The sequence below is a fragment of the Dietzia natronolimnaea genome (genome assembly GCF_002289575.1).
Classification (GTDB): Bacteria; Actinomycetota; Actinomycetes; order Mycobacteriales; family Mycobacteriaceae; genus Dietzia; species Dietzia natronolimnaea_A.
In genome coordinates, this window is sequence record NZ_NTGA01000031.1 from 29,753 (window position 1) to 45,636 (window position 15,884).

The window sequence follows — 15,884 nt, forward strand, 5'->3', positions numbered from 1 at the left end:
GGATCGCCTCCGAACGAGCGGTCTCACACGGGGTCGACGCCGAACAACGTCGGCAGCGTCCCCTCGTGGGCCGCGCGCAGTTCGGCGGTGGTCAGGGTGAACTGCCCCTGGACCTCGAAGGTCTCCGAGTCCGGGTCCGTGACGGCGATCCGGGTGTGGGGGATGTCCTGTGCTGTGAGCATCTGCTGGAATCGGATCTCCTCGCCCCGGGGAACCGACACGATCACGCGGCCGGCCGATTCGGAGAACAGCCACACGAACGGGTCCGCGTCGGCGGGCAACACCACTCTGAGGCCGCACTCCCCGGCGAGGGCCGACTCCACGAGCGCCTGGGCGAGCCCGCCCTCCGACAGGTCGTGTGCACCGGTGATCAGGCCGTCCTTGGAGCAGGTGGCGAGGATCCGGGCGAGCGTGGCCTCCCATGGCAGGTCGACCGACGGGGGCATGCCTCCCAGATGCCCGTGGGCGACCTGCGCCCAGATGGACCCGTCGAGCTCGTCCCGGGTCTCACCGAGCAGGTAGACGCTCTCACCCGGGGTGTCGCCGAAGGCGGTCGGGGTACGACGCGCGACGTCGTCGATCACCCCGAGCACCCCCACGACGGGGGTGGGCAGGATGGGAGTGGACCCGGTCTGGTTGTAGAAGGACACATTTCCCCCGGTCACGGGGATACCGAGCTCGGCGCAGCCATCCGCCAGGCCGTGGACGGCCTCGCGGAACTGCCACATGACGCCGGGGTCCTCGGGTGAGCCGAAGTTGAGGCAGTTGGTCACGGCGACCGGGAGCGCGCCGGTGACGGCCACGTTCCGGTACGCCTCGGCCAACGCGAGACGGGCGCCGGTGTACGGGTCCAGCCGGGTGTAGCGCCCCGAGGCGTCGGTCGACAAGGCGATGCCGCGGCCCGACTCCTCGTCGATCCGCAGGACGCCGCCGTCCGCGTTCTCCGCCAGGACCGTGTTGCCGCGCACGTAGCGGTCGTACTGCTCGGTGATGAACTTTCGGGAACACAGTGCGGGGCTGGCCACCATGTCGAGCAGCGTGCGACGCAGTTCATCGCCGGTGGTCGGCCGTGCCAACGAGGCGGTGGTGTCCGCCTGCAGGGCGTCCTGGTCCGCCGGGCGCTCCAGGGGGCGGTCGTAGACCGGGCCGTCGTGGGCCACGGTGCGCGGGGGGACGTCCACCACGGTCTCGCCGCGGAACTCGATGGTGAGCCGGTCACCGTCGGTGACCTCCCCGATGTCGGTGGCCAACACGTCCCACCGGCGGCACACCGCCAGGAAGGCGTCCACGTTCTCCGGCGCCACCACGGCGCACATCCGCTCCTGGGACTCGCTGGACAGGATCTCGGCCGCGGACATCCCCTCGGCGCGCAGCGGCACGTTGTCCAGCACGACGTGCATGCCGCCGTCGCCCGCCGCGGCGAGCTCGGAGGTGGCACAGGCCAGACCCGCTCCCCCGAGGTCCTGGATCCCGACCACGAGCTCCTCGCGGTAGAGCTCGAGACAGCACTCGATGAGCACCTTCTCGGCGAACGGGTCCCCCACCTGGACGCTGGGGAGCTTGCGGGGCTTGACGGGCGCGCCGTGCTCGTCCTCCTCGAAGGTCTCGGAGGCGAGGACGGACACCCCGCCGATCCCGTCGAGACCGGTGCGGGCACCGAACAGGATGATCCGGTTGCCGGTGCCGGAGGCGAACGCCAGGTGCAGGTCCTCCACCCTCATCACGCCGGCACACAGGGCGTTGACCAGCGGGTTGGCCGAGTAGGACTCGTCGAAGACGGTCTCCCCGCCGAGGTTGGGCAGACCGAGGCAGTTTCCGTAGCCGCCGACACCCGCGACGACGCCCGGGAGCACGCGGTGGGTGTCGTCCGCGTCGGCCGGGCCGAACCGCAGCTGGTCCATGACCGCCACCGGGCGCGCGCCCATCGCCATGATGTCGCGGACGATCCCGCCGACACCGGTCGCGGCGCCCTGGTACGGCTCGATGTAGGAGGGATGGTTGTGTGACTCGACCTTGAACGTCACGGCCCACCCGTCTCCGATGTCGACCACACCGGCGTTCTCGCCGATTCCCGCGAGCATGGTGGATCGCATCTCATCCGTGGTCGTCTCGCCGAAGTAGCGCAGATGCACCTTGGAGGACTTGTACGAGCAGTGCTCCGACCACATGACCGAGTACATGGCCAGCTCGGCGTCCGTGGGTCGACGGCCGAGGATCTCGCGTATCCGGGCGTACTCGTCCTCCTTCAGCCCGAGTTCGGCCCACGGCTGGGCGAGCTCGGGGGTGGCGGAGGCGTGCGAGATGGAATCCACGTGAGTCGTCACGGGGGCGAGTCTAGTCGGCCCGCGGCAGCCCGCGAATCCGCTCCCGGCCGGGGCTAGGTGTGGTGTCCAGCTAGGTGGACAGCACCTCGAAGGTCAGACCCCCGCGCTCGACACGTTCCAGGAGCGCGTCCCCCATCGCCTGGGCGGTGGTGAGCTGACCCGCGAGAGCGGGGAGCTCGTCGAAGGCCAGGCACAGGGCCGACTCCGCGATCATCATGGAGGTCTCGGTGTATCCGGGGTCACCGCCGCAGACCCGGGTCACCACCCGACGCCCACCCGCCAGTGCCACAAAGGTCACGTCGAACGACGACCGGGCGCGGCGGGACTCGCTCGGCCCGGCGCCACGATCGATCCTCTTGAGGAGCTGCGACCTGATGGGGCCGATCTGCGCACCCACGGCCAGCGCCCCGACCCCGGCCATGCCCGCCGTCGCGGTCAGCGGGGACTTGACCGACGCGTAGTGCGCGTAGGAGAAGTCGGGGCCGTAGCTCTCCAGCGCGGCCGCCGAGCGCAGGACGATCTGCGGGTCGATCGTGGGCAGGGGGACCAACCAGCGACCGAGGACGCTGTCGTGGTGCGGCTTGCCCGCCACCGACTTGATCCGCCGACCCTCGACCCTGCCCTCCTTCGTGCGCCGTGCCTTCGCGGTGCGGGCGGCCTGGCGGAGCCTGGCGAACTGGCCGATGGCCGAGTGATAGGTGCCGCCGGAGAACTGGGCGTCGGCGTGGACCGCGCCGTACACGGCCACCGGCACCCCCTCGGGGACCTGCTTCATGGTGTAGAAGACGCCCAGGTCGTGGGGGATGGAGTCGAAACCGCACGCGTGGATGATCCGCGCGCCGGAGGCCACGGCCTTGTCGTGGTACTCGAGGTACATCCGGTCGGCGAACTCGGGCTCGCCCGTGAGGTCGACGTAGTCGGTACCGGCCTCGGCACACGCGGCGACCAGGGGTTCGCCGTACTCGAGGTACGGGCCCACGGTGGTGAGCACGACACGGGCGGCCCCGGCCATGTCCGCCAGCGACTCCGGGTTCTCGGTGTCCGCCACCACGACCCCCGGGGCCGGTACGTCGGGCATCTCGGCGCTGAGCCTCGCCACGAGTGCATCGAGCTTCACCCGCGACCGGCCCGCCACCGCCCATGCGCCCCCCTCGGGGAGGTTCCGCATCAGGTAGTCGGCGACCAGACCACCGGTGAAGCCGGTGGCACCGTAGACGACGATGTCGAACGGCCGGTGGGACCTGTCGGACGCGGACTCGGGCTGGGTGGTGGATTCGCTCACCCCACGGTTCTACCGCATTCCACGCCTGTCGCCGTCCACGGGTTCGGCGACCGCGGCCGTCCCGGAGGATAGAACGCCCGCGGCCTGAGGACCCGCAAGAGGGGCGATGCCTCGGGCCCCGACCTGCCCGCGCCCACTCGCCGGGCAAGATCTCAGCAAACCTTAATGTGGCTAACTGGACGGAATGGCGTTCACGTGTCCAACTCCGGGTGCAGAATTTCCTTCAACGTGCGACCACCCGGGTCGCCGTTACCCGCCCCGAGTCCGCTCGGGGCGGCTACCTAAAGGAGACCATATGGACATCACCGGTTCCATCGCCACCGCCACCGCCCCCCTGAGCGCCGAGTTCGGCAGCCTGATGGAAGAGCCGACCGGGTCGTCCTTCATCGACACCCTGCTGCAGGCCGCGTTCATCCTGCCGCCCTTCCTCCTGAACCTCCTCACCGGAATGGGCGCGGACCTCGGCAGCACCCCCGGGATGGGCTGAGAAGGTCCGAGACAGGCAACTGGGCCCGCCGGGAGAATTCCCGGCGGGCCCAGTTGCGTCAACGGCGGAGCTGAGTTCAGACCCCGACCACGGAGTCCAGCGCGGAGAGGAACAATCCCAGCCCGTCGTCGGACGGGCCGGTCAGCGGGTCGATCGCGTGCTCGGGGTGGGGCATGAGACCCACGACCCGGCCGTTCTCGGAGCAGATGCCGGCGATGCCATTGGTCGAGCCGTTGGGCGCCTCGCCGGCGAAGCGGAACACCACCCGCCCCTCGCCCTCAAGCTGATCGATCGTCTCCGCGGTGGCCATGAAACGACCCTCGCCGGATTTCAGGGGGATGAGGATCTCCGCCCCCTGATCGAACCGGCCGGTCCACGCCGTGTCGGTGTTCTCCACGCGCAGCCATTCGTCGCGGCACACGAAGTGCATGTCGCGGTTGCGCCCGAGGGCACCGGGCAGCAGGCCCGCCTCACACAGGATCTGGAAGCCGTTGCAGATGCCCAGCACCGGCATGCCGCCCCGCGCGGCCGCGATGACCTCGCCCATGACGGGTGCCATCGAGGCGATCGCGCCGCAGCGCAGGTAGTCGCCGTAGGAGAATCCGCCGGGCACCACCACGGCGTCGACCCCCCTGAGGTCGGCGTCGTCGTGCCACAACGAGACTGCCTCGGCGCCGGACCTGGTCACGGCCCGTGAAGCGTCGACGTCGTCGAGCGTGCCGGGGAAGGTGATGACGCCGACCCGTGCGCTCACGAGGCCACCTCCGCGGTGTCCACGCGCACGACCGTCCAGTCCTCGATGACCGTGTTGGCCAGGAGCGAGGAGGCGATCTCCTCGAGTTCGGCGTCGGACACGTCGTCGCCCACCTCGAGCTCGAAGCGCTTGCCCTGACGGACGTCGGTCACGCCCGCGTGGCCGAGACGGCCCAGGGCCCGGTGGATGGCCTGACCCTGCGGATCGAGGATCTCGGCCTTGGGCATGACTTCGACGACGACTCGGGCCACGGTGGATCTCCTCGGTCAGTGGTAACGCGGGGGCGGACCCGGACCGGCCGGGACTCGGTTGCCGATCCTACTAGGAGTCGGCGGGGCCACCGAATGGCTCAGGCCGCGGGGGACCGGGTCCTCACTCAGGCCGCAGGGGCCAGTGCGACCGCCGGCCACTCGTACCGGCCGGCGACGGCTCCGTGCTCCCCGGTCACCCGGTCCACCGCGTCCACCAACGCCGACCGCGGCGCGCGACGCGAGAGCTGGGTGGCGGAGACGTTGACGCGCACCAGCCCTCCGGACGCAGCAGTCCGACAGGCTGCGGTGACAAGGGCCCGGCACCACCAGGCATCGGCGATGAACCCCTCCCCGATCGACAGCGCCCGGCCGCGCTCCGTGGTCCCCCGCACCACGTCATGGACGCCGACGAGGGAGGCACAGAGACGGAAGCCCGCCCCGGGCAACGCCTCGAGGCACCCCGGCGAGGCGTTCCACCGAGGAGGCGCGAACAGCCGCGTCCTCAGTCCCATGTCGGCCATCATCCGGTCCGCAGCGGCGAGACGGACCGCCGCCTCCGCAGGGCCGATCGCGGCGAACTCGGGCCGACGCGGGCGGGTCGCGGCCTCGTCGTATCCACCCAGGACGATCGAGTCCCCCCGCTCGCGACGGTGCCGGAGCCACCCCTGCGTGGCCCGGTCCTCGGTCATCCGGTACTCGCGCCCCCGCCTCGGCGCGACGAGCAACGAGACGGGCACGGACCGCCGTTCGAGGTCGCCGACCAGGTCCACCGCTCCCTCGAGGGTGGAATCTCGCAGGCCGGAGACGGAGACGATGAGGCGGGCGGTGGCCGGGCGCGATGTCATGGAGGCCATGGTCGCAGCCCTGTGTGACGGAGCGACGACGACGAGGTGTAAGTCCGGTGGCCCGGGCACACGTTGGCACCCGGCCCCTCGGGTCAGACCGGGAGAACGTCCTCGATCGCCTCGGTGAGCTCGGGGGCGCCGGGCTCCACCTTGGGCCGGAAGCGACCCACGACCTCACCCGAGGGGGAGAGCAGGAACTTCTCGAAGTTCCACTGGACGTCACCGGCCTCACCGTCGGCGTCCGCGACCGCGGTCAGCTCGGCGTACAGCGGGTGGCGATCCGGGCCGTTGACGTCGACCTTGGCCGCCAGCGGGAAGGAGATCCCGTACTTCTCGCTGGTGAACTTCTTGATCGCGTCCTCGTCACCGGGCTCCTGCCCCATGAACTGGTTGCACGGGAACCCCAGGACGAAGAACCCGCGATCCCGGTAGTCGTCCGCCAGTTCCTGCAGGCCCTCGTACTGCGGGGTGAGTCCGCACTCGCTGGCCACGTTGACCACCAGGACGGCGTGCCCCGCGTAGTCACCGAGTCGGGCCTGTTCGCCGTCGATGGTCGTGAAGGTGATGTCGTGGAGGCTGCTCATGTGAGCCAGACTACGCCGTTGCCAGGCTTGACAGATCGTTGGGTTTTTACAACACTGCATTGCATGAGCCCAGTGCGACGGGGAGAAAAGCTCCCCATCTACAACCGGATCGCCGTCCTGCGGGCCGAGCACCGACTCAGCCGGGTCTCGCTCGCCGAACGGATCGAGGTCAACCCCCAGACCGTGGGGGCACTCGAGAGGGGCGACCACTACCCCAGCCTGGATCTGGCCTTCCGCATCTGCGCGGTGTTCGACCTGCCCGTCGAGGCCGTGTTCTCCCGGGACGAGTTCCAGCCGATGTCCACCGAGATCTACCGCCGCACACCACAGAGCACACCATGAGCAGAGGACACACCATGAACTCGATCGCCGAGGACACCCTGACCGCCGCCGAGCGCCGCTACGAGACGACCGTGGCCCGACTCTCCGGCAGCCTGCCCACCTGGCGCACCCCGGAACGCCGCCGACTGCTGGTCCGGTTGAACTGGGCGTGCGTAGCGGTCATGGCACTGATCGCCCTGGCCGGATTCTTCTGGTTCCCGATCGTGATCGCCTGGGTGCCGATGGCGGTGGCGATCTGCGCGGTGTGGACGATGCTGCGCACCGTCATCGACGTCAAGGACACCGACCCGCCTCGCTATCTCGACGAGTTCGAGACGCAGACACTCCTGCGCGCCAGGTCCACCGCGTTGTCGGTGCTCGTGGGATTCTGTTTCGTGATCGGGATCGTGCTGGTCTTCGGATCCTCGATGGAACTCGGGGACGGCCATCGCCTCGCCTATGCGATGGGCGGAGTCGCGATCCTGGGTGTCTTCGTCGGCGGGATCATCCCGGCCGCCGCGATGGCCGGAACGTTCGACCCCGCCGACGACCCCGCCGACAGCCTGGACGACGCCGACGACCGCTGACCCCCACTGTCGGGCACAACAGTCGAGGGCAGCCGCGCTCGAACCCTATCCGGCGCCGGCCGTGCGGACCGTCCAGGCGTACTCGAACGCGGTCTGGCGCCAGCGCTCGTACCGCCCGGAGACGCCACCGTGACCGGCACTCATCTCGCAGCGCAGCAGGACCGGGCGCTCGGCGGAATCAGCCGAGGTCGACACCGCCCGGAGACGGGCCACCCACTTGGCGGGCTCCACGTAGAGCACCCGGGTGTCGTTGAGCGAGGTGACCGCCAGGATCGCCGGGTAGTCCTTGGCCTCGATGTTCTCGTACGGCGCATAGGACGCCATGTAGTCGTAGACCTCCTGCGAGTGCAGGGGATCCCCCCACTCGTCCCACTCGATCACCGTGAGCGGCAGTTCGGGCATGAGAATCGAGGTGAGCGGATCGACGAACGGCACCACGGCCTGGATTCCCACGAACAGGTCCGGCGCCAGGTTGGCCACGGCGCCCATGAGCAGTCCACCCGCGCTCCCGCCCTCGGCCACCAGACGATCCGGAGCGGTGAGCCCGGTGTCGACCAGGTGCCGGGCGCAGTCGACGAAGTCGGTGAAGGTGTTCCGCTTGGTCAGGGTCTTGCCCTGCTCGTACCAGAGGCGCCCCATCTCGCCGCCACCCCGCACGTGCGCGACCGCGTAGGCCATTCCCCGGTCGAGCAACGAGAGCCTGGCCACCGAGAACGCGGGGTCGATGCTCGTCTCGTACGAGCCGTAGCCGTACAGCAGGGTCGGGACCTTCTCTCCCGCATCAATCCGCGCCGCCGTGTCCACCGCCATCACCAGGGAGATCGGCACCAGGGTGCCGTCCCCGGCGGTGGCCCAGTCCCGGCGCTGCACATACCCGGCCGGGTCGTAGCCACCGAGCACCTCCTGCTCGCGCAACAGGGTGCGCTCCCCCGTGGCCAGCGCCAGGGAGTAGATCCGGCCCGGGGTGACGAACGAGCCGAACCCGAACCTCAGCACCGGCGCGTCCCACTCCGGGTTCGACCCCGGGCCCGAGGTGAACAGCTCCTCGTCGAACTCCACGGGGGTGAACACCGAATACGCCTCCACACCCGCGGTGGAGGCGGGATCCAGCGGCATCAGGGAGAACCGGGGCAGCGCCTGCTCCCGGTACCCGAGCACCAGCACGCGGGCGAACGCGTCGACCCCCTCCACCCGCACGTCGTCGCGGTGCGGCACGAGCGGGTCCAGTTCGCGGAAGTCACGGTCGACCGGTCCGGCGGGCGCCTCGACCACGGCGAAGTTGGGCGACCCCGCGTTGTGGGTGATGAGGAAGCGATCCAAGCCGCCGACGACCGCGTGCTCGACGTCGTACTCGACGCCCTCCTCGCGAGGTCGTACGCACCAGAACTCGCCCGCCGGGTCGGCGGAGTCCAGGCACCACACCTCGGTGGTGATCTTGGACCCCGCGGCGATCTGCAGGTACTTCTCGCTGCGCGTCTCGCCGACCCCGATCCAGTAGGACTCGTCGGGCTCGTGGAACACCTCGTCGTCGTCGTCCCGGGTCGTCCCCAGGCGGTGACGCCACACGGTGTCGGGGCGCCACGCCTCGTCGACCGTCACATAGAAGACGTACTGGCCGTCGCGGGACCAGGTCACGCCGGCCGCGATGCCCGAGATCTCCTCGTCAGGCGCCGTGTAGTCGGGATCCAGGGATCGGAAACGCAGGGTGTAGCGCTCGTCGCCCTCGGTGTCGGTGGCCCAGGCGAGGACGCGGCCGTCGTGGCTGACCGAGAACGCGCCGAGCGCGAAGTACTCGTGCCCCTCGGCCTCGGCGTTGCCGTCCAGCAACATCTGCTCCCCGGGGAGCTCGACACCGGGCGAGACCTCAGGCGGGACCCACCCGGCCGGGTCGCCGGGATCCGCCACGAACTCGCGAGGCACGGGGACGCGGCAGTGCCGCGCGTAGGACAGACCCTCCGATGTGCGGGAGAAGTACCACCAGCCGGCGGCCCGCACGGGAACCGACATGTCGGTCTCCTTGACGCGGGAACGGATCTCCTCGTAGACCTCGTCCTCGAGCGGCTTCTGCCCGGCCGTCATCGCGTCCGTGTACGCGTTCTCCGCCTCCAGGTACTCGCGGGTCGCCGGGGCGTCCTTGTCGCGCAGCCACTCGTAGTCGTCCACGAAGACGCGGCCGTGGTGCTCACGGCGGTGGGGGCGGCGCTCGGCCCGGGGGGCCGCCGGTACGCGCGGAGCCCCGGTCACGTCGCTGCCTGTCGCTGTGATCCCGGTTCCCGCGGAGCCGGCCCCGCTGCCCGTGGCGTCGACGGCGCTCACGCGGTCTCACCACCGAGCCAGTCGGAGAACCGCAGGCCGGAGATCCGCTCGTACGCCTCGATGTACCGCGCCCGGGTCGCCTCGACCACCTCCGGCGGGAGCGGGGGAGGCGGAGAATCCGAGGCCCGGTCCCAGCCCGAGCCCGGGCCGGTCAGCCAGTCGCGCACGAACTGCTTGTCGAAGCTCGGCTGGACGCGGCCGGGCTCGTACCCGTCCGCCGGCCAGTACCGGGAGGAGTCCGGGGTGAGCACCTCGTCGGCCAGGATCAACTCACCCCCGGACACGCCGAACTCGAACTTGGTGTCCGCCAACAGCACCCCACGGTCGGCGGCCATCTCGGCGGCCCGCGCGTACACCTCCAGGGTGGCGGTCCGGAGCCGGCCGGCCAGCTCGTCCCCGACGATCGCCGAGAGCTGCTCGAACGAGATGTTCTCGTCGTGGTCGCCCACCGCCGCCTTGGTGGCCGGGGTGAAGATCGGCTCCGGCAGGCGACTGGCCTCCACGAGCCCCCCGGGCAGCTCAACGCCGCACACCGACCCGGATTCGACGTACTCGGCCATCCCGGACCCGGTCAGGTACCCGCGGGCCACGCACTCGGCCGGAACCATGTCGAGACGGCGCACGACCATCGCGCGGCCGAGCACCTCGGCGGGGATCCGCTCGTCGTCGCAAGGCCCCGCCAGGTGGTTCGGCACGTCGAGGGCGTCGAAGAAGTAGGCGCTCATGGCCGTGAGCACCCGGCCCTTGTCGGGGATCGGCGTGCTCAGCACGTGGTCGTACGCCGAGATCCTGTCCGTGGCCACCAGGAGCAACGTCTCGGCGTCGACCTCGTATAACTCGCGGACCTTCCCGGCGGCGAGATGGCGGTAGGTGGAGAGCTCGGGTCGCATGGGGGCCAGCGTAGTCGGAGGGTGTCGGGACGCCCGATCCGCCGATCGGTATCGGCACCCGGTGCGCCCCGGGTCATCAATCGACTCACCCCAGCCGCGCGTCCAGCCACTCCCCCAGCGCCGCGTAGGCCTCGTCCGCGCACACATCGTTGAACAATTCGTGGAGGCCGTCCTCGAACTCCCGGTAGGTGACCTCCGGCCGCGGGTCGTGATCCGATCCCGCGACCTGGGCGAACCGCCGGGCTCCCTTCGGTGAGGTGATGGAGTCCGCCGACCCGTTGATCACCAGAGTCGGAAGCCGCAGGGAGCTCGAGCGCTCCAGGAACCTCTGCCCGCCCGCGAGCAGCGTCCCGGCGGCCAGGGCCGGCACCCCCTTGTGGTGCACGAGCGGGTCCGAGGTGTAGTCGGCGACGTACTCGGCGACGCGGGAGATATCGTTCGGATCCAGCTTCTCCACCGGCAGGAACGGCAGGAGACGGGCGATCACCGGGGCCGCGGCCTTCAGGGGCGCGGGGGTGCCCTCACCCACCACGATCCCCGGAGAGGACAGGATCAGCCCTGCGAGGTCCCAGGGACGTCGGAGGGCGGACTCCCCCGCGATCAGCCCACCCATCGAGTGCCCCATCAGCAGCCGTGGCAGGGATCCCGTGCCGTCGCCGGCGGGGGTGCGGGTCCACTCCAGGACCGCGTCGCGGACGGCCAGGTTGTCCCGGATGTGGGTCTCCACCGCGACCCTGGCCCGCGGTCCGGGCGCGGTGCCGTGACCCCGGAGGTCGTAGGTGACCACGCAGACGCCGTGATCGGTCAGGAACCGCACGGTCCGCCCGTACCGGCCGGAGTGCTCACCGAAGCCGTGGACCAGCTGGAGCAGGGCCCGGGGCGTCTCGGCGTGGTGCAGGGTCGCCTGCAGACCGGAGGTACCGGGGACGGGGATGACGGTCTCGCGCATGCGCCGAGACTAGCGCCCTCGGGCCGCCGTCCTCCCCCAAAGGTGCCAACCGGATCTCCACCTCGGGCGTCAAGACGGGCGCCCGCACGCCGACGAGCATGGAACGGGTCCGAGAGATCCGTCCGGAGACGGTCCGGACGCCCATGACACAGGAGGTCCCCGTGGTCCCCACCACCCCCGCGACGTCGCCGGAACCCACATCCGGCCGGAGTCGCACCCGACGTCGGATCAGGCATCGCACCCGACATGTCGATCGCCGCTCCACCCGACGCACCCACCGCTCGACCGGAGGCGTGGTCGCGGCGGCGGCCGGAGCGCTGGTGCTCACGACTCTCGGCGCGTGCGGCCCCGCGGAGCCTCCACCCACTCCGCTCCCCTCCCCGCCGGCCGTCGCCACCGACCTGACCGGGTCCGGCCTGACCCGGGCAGACGTGGACGCGTGGCTCGACGGGACGATCCCGTCGGCGCTCGAGTCCGGGCGGATCGCCGGGGCGTCGGTCGCGGTGGTCCACGACGGCGAGCTCCTCACCGCCCGCGGGTTCGGGGAGGCCGATGTCTCCACCGGCACCGCCGTCGACCCGGCAAGGACCCTGTTCCGGGTCGGGTCGGTCTCGAAGACGGTGACCGCGACCGCCGTGATGCAGCTCGTCGACCGCGGCGAGGTCGACCTGGACACCGACGTCGATCACTACACCGGCCTGGACCTCCCTCACGACCACCCGGTGACTCTGCGCCATCTGCTCTCACACACCCCCGGCTACGAGGAGCGTGCCGCGGGACTCTTCCTGCCTCCGGGTCAGGCCGTGGACCTGCGCCGCTCCCTGGCGCAGGATCCGCCCGCCCAGGTGTACGAACCGGGCACCACACCCGCGTACTCCAACTACGGCATGGCGCTCGCCGGGTACGTCGTGGAGGCGGTGAGCGGCATGCCGTTCGAGGACTACGTCGGGCAGAACATCCTCACCCCGCTCGGGATGACGTCCTCGTCCTTCGCCCAACCGCTGCCGGACCACCTGGCGCAGGAGGTCTCCCAGGGATATCCGACCTCGGACGAGGCGACGATCGACTTCGAGGTGGTGGGCGTGCCTCCCGCGGGCTCGATGAGCGCCACGGCCACGGACATGGCGCGGTTCATGCTCGCCCATCTCGGCCACCCCGTCGGTGGCAGCGCGGGTACGGGCGGAGATACAGCCATCCTCAGTGACGAGGCCCTGCAGCTCATGCGGGAGCCCGCCCTCGACGCCGCCTCCCTCGGGGCCCTGGCCTCCGGTCCGAGGATGGGGCTGGGCTGGTTCGACGAGTCCCGCAACGGCCGGGCCGTCGTCGGACACGGTGGCGACACCCTCGCGTTCCACTCCCACCTGCAACTGTGGCCCGACGACGACACGGGCGTCTTCCTCTCCGTCAACAGCACGGGGGCCGACGCCGCCGCTCTGGCCCTGCGTGAGGACCTGCTCGACGGGTTCGCCGACCGGTACTTCCCCGCCGACGATGCGACGCCCGTCGCCGTCGACCCCGCGGCCCGGGCGGACCACGCCCGCGCCCTCGCCGGCACGTACGAGAGCACTCGGGGATTCCACACCACGTTCCTCACGCTGGTCGGCCCTCTCCAACCGATCCGGGCGACGGTCGTCGACGGCGACCGGGTGCGCTTCTCCCCCGGCGTGGGGATCCGGTCCACCGTCTACGAGGAGGTCGAGCCGTGGGTGTACCAGGAGGTCGACGGCCACCGGGTCCTCGCGGTGCGGACGGACGACGACGGCGGGGTCCAGCTCATCGGCCACGACTCGGCGATGTCGCTGACGCCGGTCACTCCGGCACGCGCCGTGGCGCTGCCGGGCCTCGTCGGCGGTGGCGTGGTGCTCCTGCTCACGGTCCTGGCGTGGCCGGCGGGGGCCCTCGTCCGACTGGTGCGCGCCCGGCGGGTGCGCGTTCGCCGCGACGTTCGTCCTGCCGACGGCGCGCCCGTGGGTCCTGCCCGGGTCCCGCGCCTCGTGACCCGCCTCGCGGCCCTGGCCGCGGTGTCGGGATCGGCCACGTGGGCCTACGTCCTCGTCGCCGCTCTGGGCATGGACCCGGTGCCGACCGCGGTGATCCGGACCGCGCAGACGCTCACCGCCCTCGGAGTACTGGGGCTGCCGTTCTCGGTGTGGTGGACGATCGCCGTGTTCCGCGTCCGCTCGGGTCGGCTCCGTCTGGCCGCCGCGGTCATGGTCGTCCTGGGGTTCGCGGCGTTCACCTTCGGCGCGGTCGAGTTGCTGCTCCTGTCCCCTGACATCAGCTACTGACGGCCCGGTAGGAGAAGATGTCCGTCATGCGCACCGACCAGCTCACCGCCCCCGGGGCCTGGTGGGACGCGCGCTTGACCAGGCTGGGATTCCGGCGGCCGGTGGCCCGCGACGCCCTGCTCGCGGTGACGGTCGCGGTGGTCATGGCCGCGGCGGTCCTCTCGGCCATGCGGTACGCGCCGGCCGACCTCGCCCCGGCCGAGGGGACGGTGACGTGGTTCGTCGCGATCGTCGTGGTCCAGTCCCTGGCACTCACTCTGCGGCGGGTACGGCTGGGGTGGTGCGCGGTACTCGTGATCGCCACCCAGGTCGGTCTGGTGGCGCTCGACCCGGAGGTCTCGGTGCGGGGGATCGCGGGGGTCGTCGTGGCCGTGACCCTCGGGACGATGTTCCCCGCCGGGCGGGCCCTACGGATGGCCGCCGCCGCGACCGGGGCGGAGTCCGTGGCGGTCGCGGCGGTCGCCCTCGCCCGCGGCGCGGGGATCGGCGTCACCGTCGAGCACGTGCTCTCCACGGTGGCGGTGTGGATCCCCTCGGTGCTGCTCGGGGTGTACCTCGCGACGAGACGGGACCACCTGCGGCTCGTGCAGGAGCGGGCGGACCGGCTCGAGCGGGACCGGGATGCCCGGGTGAGGTCGGCCGTCGTCGAGGAGCGGGCCCGTCTGGCCCGCGAGCTGCACGACGTCGCCGCGCACCACCTGTCGGCGATGGTGGTGCAGGCGGCGGCCGTGGAACGACTCGTCGACCGCGACCCCGACGCCGCGCGGGCCGGGGCGGTGTGGCTGCGGAACCAGGGGCGCGAGACCCTCGACAACCTGCGGCAGATGGTCGGACTCCTGCGCGAGGACCCCGAGTACGCCGGGGAGGCCGGGGGCCGCGACAGACTGGCCCCGGTGCCGGGCGTGGCGGCGCTGGACCACCTGGCCCGGACGGCGCGGGCCCTCGGCGACCGGGTCACCGTCGAGCACGTCGGCGATCCGATCCCCCTGCCCACCCTCGTCGATGTCTCGGTGTTCCGGGTGGCCCAGCAGGCTGTGACGAACGCCCGGCAGCACGCGCGCGGCACGGACGTGACCATCCGGGTCATCCACGAGGTCGACGGGGTGGTGCTCGAGGTACACAACGGCCCCGCCCGCACGCCTGCGGAGCCGGAGCGGGCCACGCGCGGCGGCGCCGGCCTGGCGGTCATGCGCGAGCGCGCCGGTCTCGTCGGGGGGACCCTCGAGGCGGGCGCGACCGACGACGGTGGATGGCGGGTGTGGCTCCGGGTCCCCCTCGCCACCCATGACGGGAGGCGGGAATGATCCGGGTGGCCCTGGTCGACGATCAGGCGGTGGTCCGCGCCGGATTCCGGGTGCTGTTGGAGGAGGCCGCGGACCTCGAGGTGGTCGGCGAGGCGGCCAGCGGGCCCGAGGCCGTCGCCATGGTGCGTCGCGCCCGGCCCGACGTCGTCTGCATGGACGTGCGGATGCCCGGCGGGGACGGGCTGACCGCGACCCGGCAGATCGTCGCCGACCGCGACGGCGATCTGCCCGCCGTGCTCGTGGTGACGACCTTCGATCTGGACGACTACGTCTTCGGGGCTCTCGAGGCCGGGGCCAGCGGGTTCCTCCTCAAGGACTGCGATCCCGCCGACCTCGCCCACGCCATCCGGCGCCTCGCCCGCGGGGAGGGGATGGTCGACCAGGCCGTCACCCGGCGCGTGATCGCCGAATTCGCCCGCCGACGCCCCGCCCCGGACCCCGCGCAGGCCGCCGGTCCCCTCACCCCCCGGGAACGTGACATCGTCCGGCTGCTCGCCGAGGGCATGTCGAACTCCGAGATCGCCGCCGCTCTTCACGTGGAGCAGTCCACCGTGAAGTCCCACCTCGGGCGGGCGATGACCAAACTCGGCACGAGGGACCGGTTGCAGACCGTGGTGTGGGCCTACCGGACGGGGGTCGCGGGCGGGACGTGACCGCGCGGACCTGTCCCGCGTGGACAGAGCACCTAGGAGACTGCTGAAC

15 protein-coding genes are annotated in these 15,884 nt (G+C 71.4%); 6 read left to right on the top strand and 9 right to left on the bottom strand.

Annotated features, from left to right (window positions below; genetic code table 11):
- Positions 1-23: 23 nt before the first annotated feature.
- Together purL and CEY15_RS15485 are read right to left on the bottom strand one after the other, a co-directional pair.
- Positions 24-2,324 (bottom strand): phosphoribosylformylglycinamidine synthase subunit PurL, encoded by a 2,301-nt coding sequence (gene purL, locus CEY15_RS15480; RefSeq protein ID WP_095719180.1) that lies wholly within the window; start codon positions 2,322-2,324, stop codon positions 24-26.
- Positions 2,325-2,394: 70 nt separating this feature from the next.
- Positions 2,395-3,606 carry a saccharopine dehydrogenase family protein gene (locus CEY15_RS15485; protein WP_095719181.1) on the bottom strand — a complete coding sequence of 404 codons (1,212 nt, stop codon included), beginning with the start codon at positions 3,604-3,606 and terminating at the stop codon, positions 2,395-2,397.
- 295 nt (positions 3,607-3,901) lie between these two features.
- Here CEY15_RS15485 and CEY15_RS15490 point away from each other — a divergent pair, with 295 nt between their 5' ends.
- Positions 3,902-4,093, top strand: a complete 192-nt coding sequence (locus tag CEY15_RS15490) for a hypothetical protein (RefSeq protein WP_095719182.1) — start codon at positions 3,902-3,904, stop codon at positions 4,091-4,093.
- A 76-nt stretch (positions 4,094-4,169) separates the two neighbouring features.
- On the opposite strand, the gene purQ is transcribed toward CEY15_RS15490, so the two are convergent.
- The 4 genes from purQ to CEY15_RS15510 form a co-directional block, all read right to left on the bottom strand.
- Positions 4,170-4,847, bottom strand: a complete 678-nt coding sequence (gene purQ, locus CEY15_RS15495; protein ID WP_095719183.1) for a phosphoribosylformylglycinamidine synthase subunit PurQ — start codon at positions 4,845-4,847, stop codon at positions 4,170-4,172.
- Entirely contained in the window at positions 4,844-5,098 is a 255-nt protein-coding gene (gene purS, locus CEY15_RS15500; RefSeq protein WP_095719184.1) for a phosphoribosylformylglycinamidine synthase subunit PurS, read from the bottom strand. The genes purQ and purS overlap by 4 nt, the downstream gene beginning before the upstream one ends.
- A gap of 125 nt (positions 5,099-5,223) precedes the next feature.
- Positions 5,224-5,943, bottom strand: coding sequence for a DUF2334 domain-containing protein (locus CEY15_RS15505; protein ID WP_095719195.1), 720 nt, complete (start codon positions 5,941-5,943; stop codon positions 5,224-5,226).
- A 92-nt stretch (positions 5,944-6,035) separates the two neighbouring features.
- Positions 6,036-6,527 carry a glutathione peroxidase gene (locus CEY15_RS15510; RefSeq protein WP_095719185.1) on the bottom strand — a complete coding sequence of 164 codons (492 nt, stop codon included), beginning with the start codon at positions 6,525-6,527 and terminating at the stop codon, positions 6,036-6,038.
- A gap of 63 nt (positions 6,528-6,590) precedes the next feature.
- Here CEY15_RS15510 and CEY15_RS15515 point away from each other — a divergent pair, with 63 nt between their 5' ends.
- Together CEY15_RS15515 and CEY15_RS15520 are read left to right on the top strand one after the other, a co-directional pair.
- Positions 6,591-6,869, top strand: coding sequence for a helix-turn-helix transcriptional regulator (locus tag CEY15_RS15515; RefSeq protein ID WP_095719186.1), 279 nt, complete (start codon positions 6,591-6,593; stop codon positions 6,867-6,869).
- Complete coding sequence (locus tag CEY15_RS15520; RefSeq protein ID WP_245847656.1) at positions 6,866-7,435, top strand: hypothetical protein; 570 nt, start codon at positions 6,866-6,868, stop codon at positions 7,433-7,435. The genes CEY15_RS15515 and CEY15_RS15520 overlap by 4 nt, the downstream gene beginning before the upstream one ends.
- Positions 7,436-7,480: 45 nt before the next feature.
- Here CEY15_RS15520 and CEY15_RS15525 read toward each other — a convergent pair whose 3' ends face one another.
- From CEY15_RS15525 to CEY15_RS15535, 3 genes are all read right to left on the bottom strand, one after another.
- Positions 7,481-9,679: a S9 family peptidase gene (locus tag CEY15_RS15525; protein WP_095719196.1), complete on the bottom strand. Its 2,199-nt coding sequence runs from the start codon at positions 9,677-9,679 to the stop codon at positions 7,481-7,483.
- Positions 9,680-9,747: 68 nt separating this feature from the next.
- Positions 9,748-10,641 (bottom strand): phosphoribosylaminoimidazolesuccinocarboxamide synthase, encoded by an 894-nt coding sequence (locus tag CEY15_RS15530; protein WP_095719188.1) that lies wholly within the window; start codon positions 10,639-10,641, stop codon positions 9,748-9,750.
- Positions 10,642-10,726: 85 nt separating this feature from the next.
- Entirely contained in the window at positions 10,727-11,590 is an 864-nt protein-coding gene (locus tag CEY15_RS15535) for an alpha/beta hydrolase (RefSeq protein WP_095719189.1), read from the bottom strand.
- 143 nt (positions 11,591-11,733) lie between these two features.
- Here CEY15_RS15535 and CEY15_RS15540 point away from each other — a divergent pair, with 143 nt between their 5' ends.
- From CEY15_RS15540 to CEY15_RS15550, 3 genes are read left to right on the top strand one after another with little or no spacing between them, the layout of a single operon-like run.
- Positions 11,734-13,878 (top strand): serine hydrolase domain-containing protein, encoded by a 2,145-nt coding sequence (locus CEY15_RS15540; RefSeq protein WP_176475146.1) that lies wholly within the window; start codon positions 11,734-11,736, stop codon positions 13,876-13,878.
- 17 nt (positions 13,879-13,895) lie between these two features.
- Positions 13,896-15,182, top strand: a complete 1,287-nt coding sequence (locus CEY15_RS19025; protein ID WP_095719191.1) for a sensor histidine kinase — start codon at positions 13,896-13,898, stop codon at positions 15,180-15,182.
- Entirely contained in the window at positions 15,179-15,835 is a 657-nt protein-coding gene (locus tag CEY15_RS15550; RefSeq protein ID WP_095719192.1) for a response regulator, read from the top strand. The genes CEY15_RS19025 and CEY15_RS15550 overlap by 4 nt, the downstream gene beginning before the upstream one ends.
- Positions 15,836-15,884 lie beyond the last annotated feature (49 nt).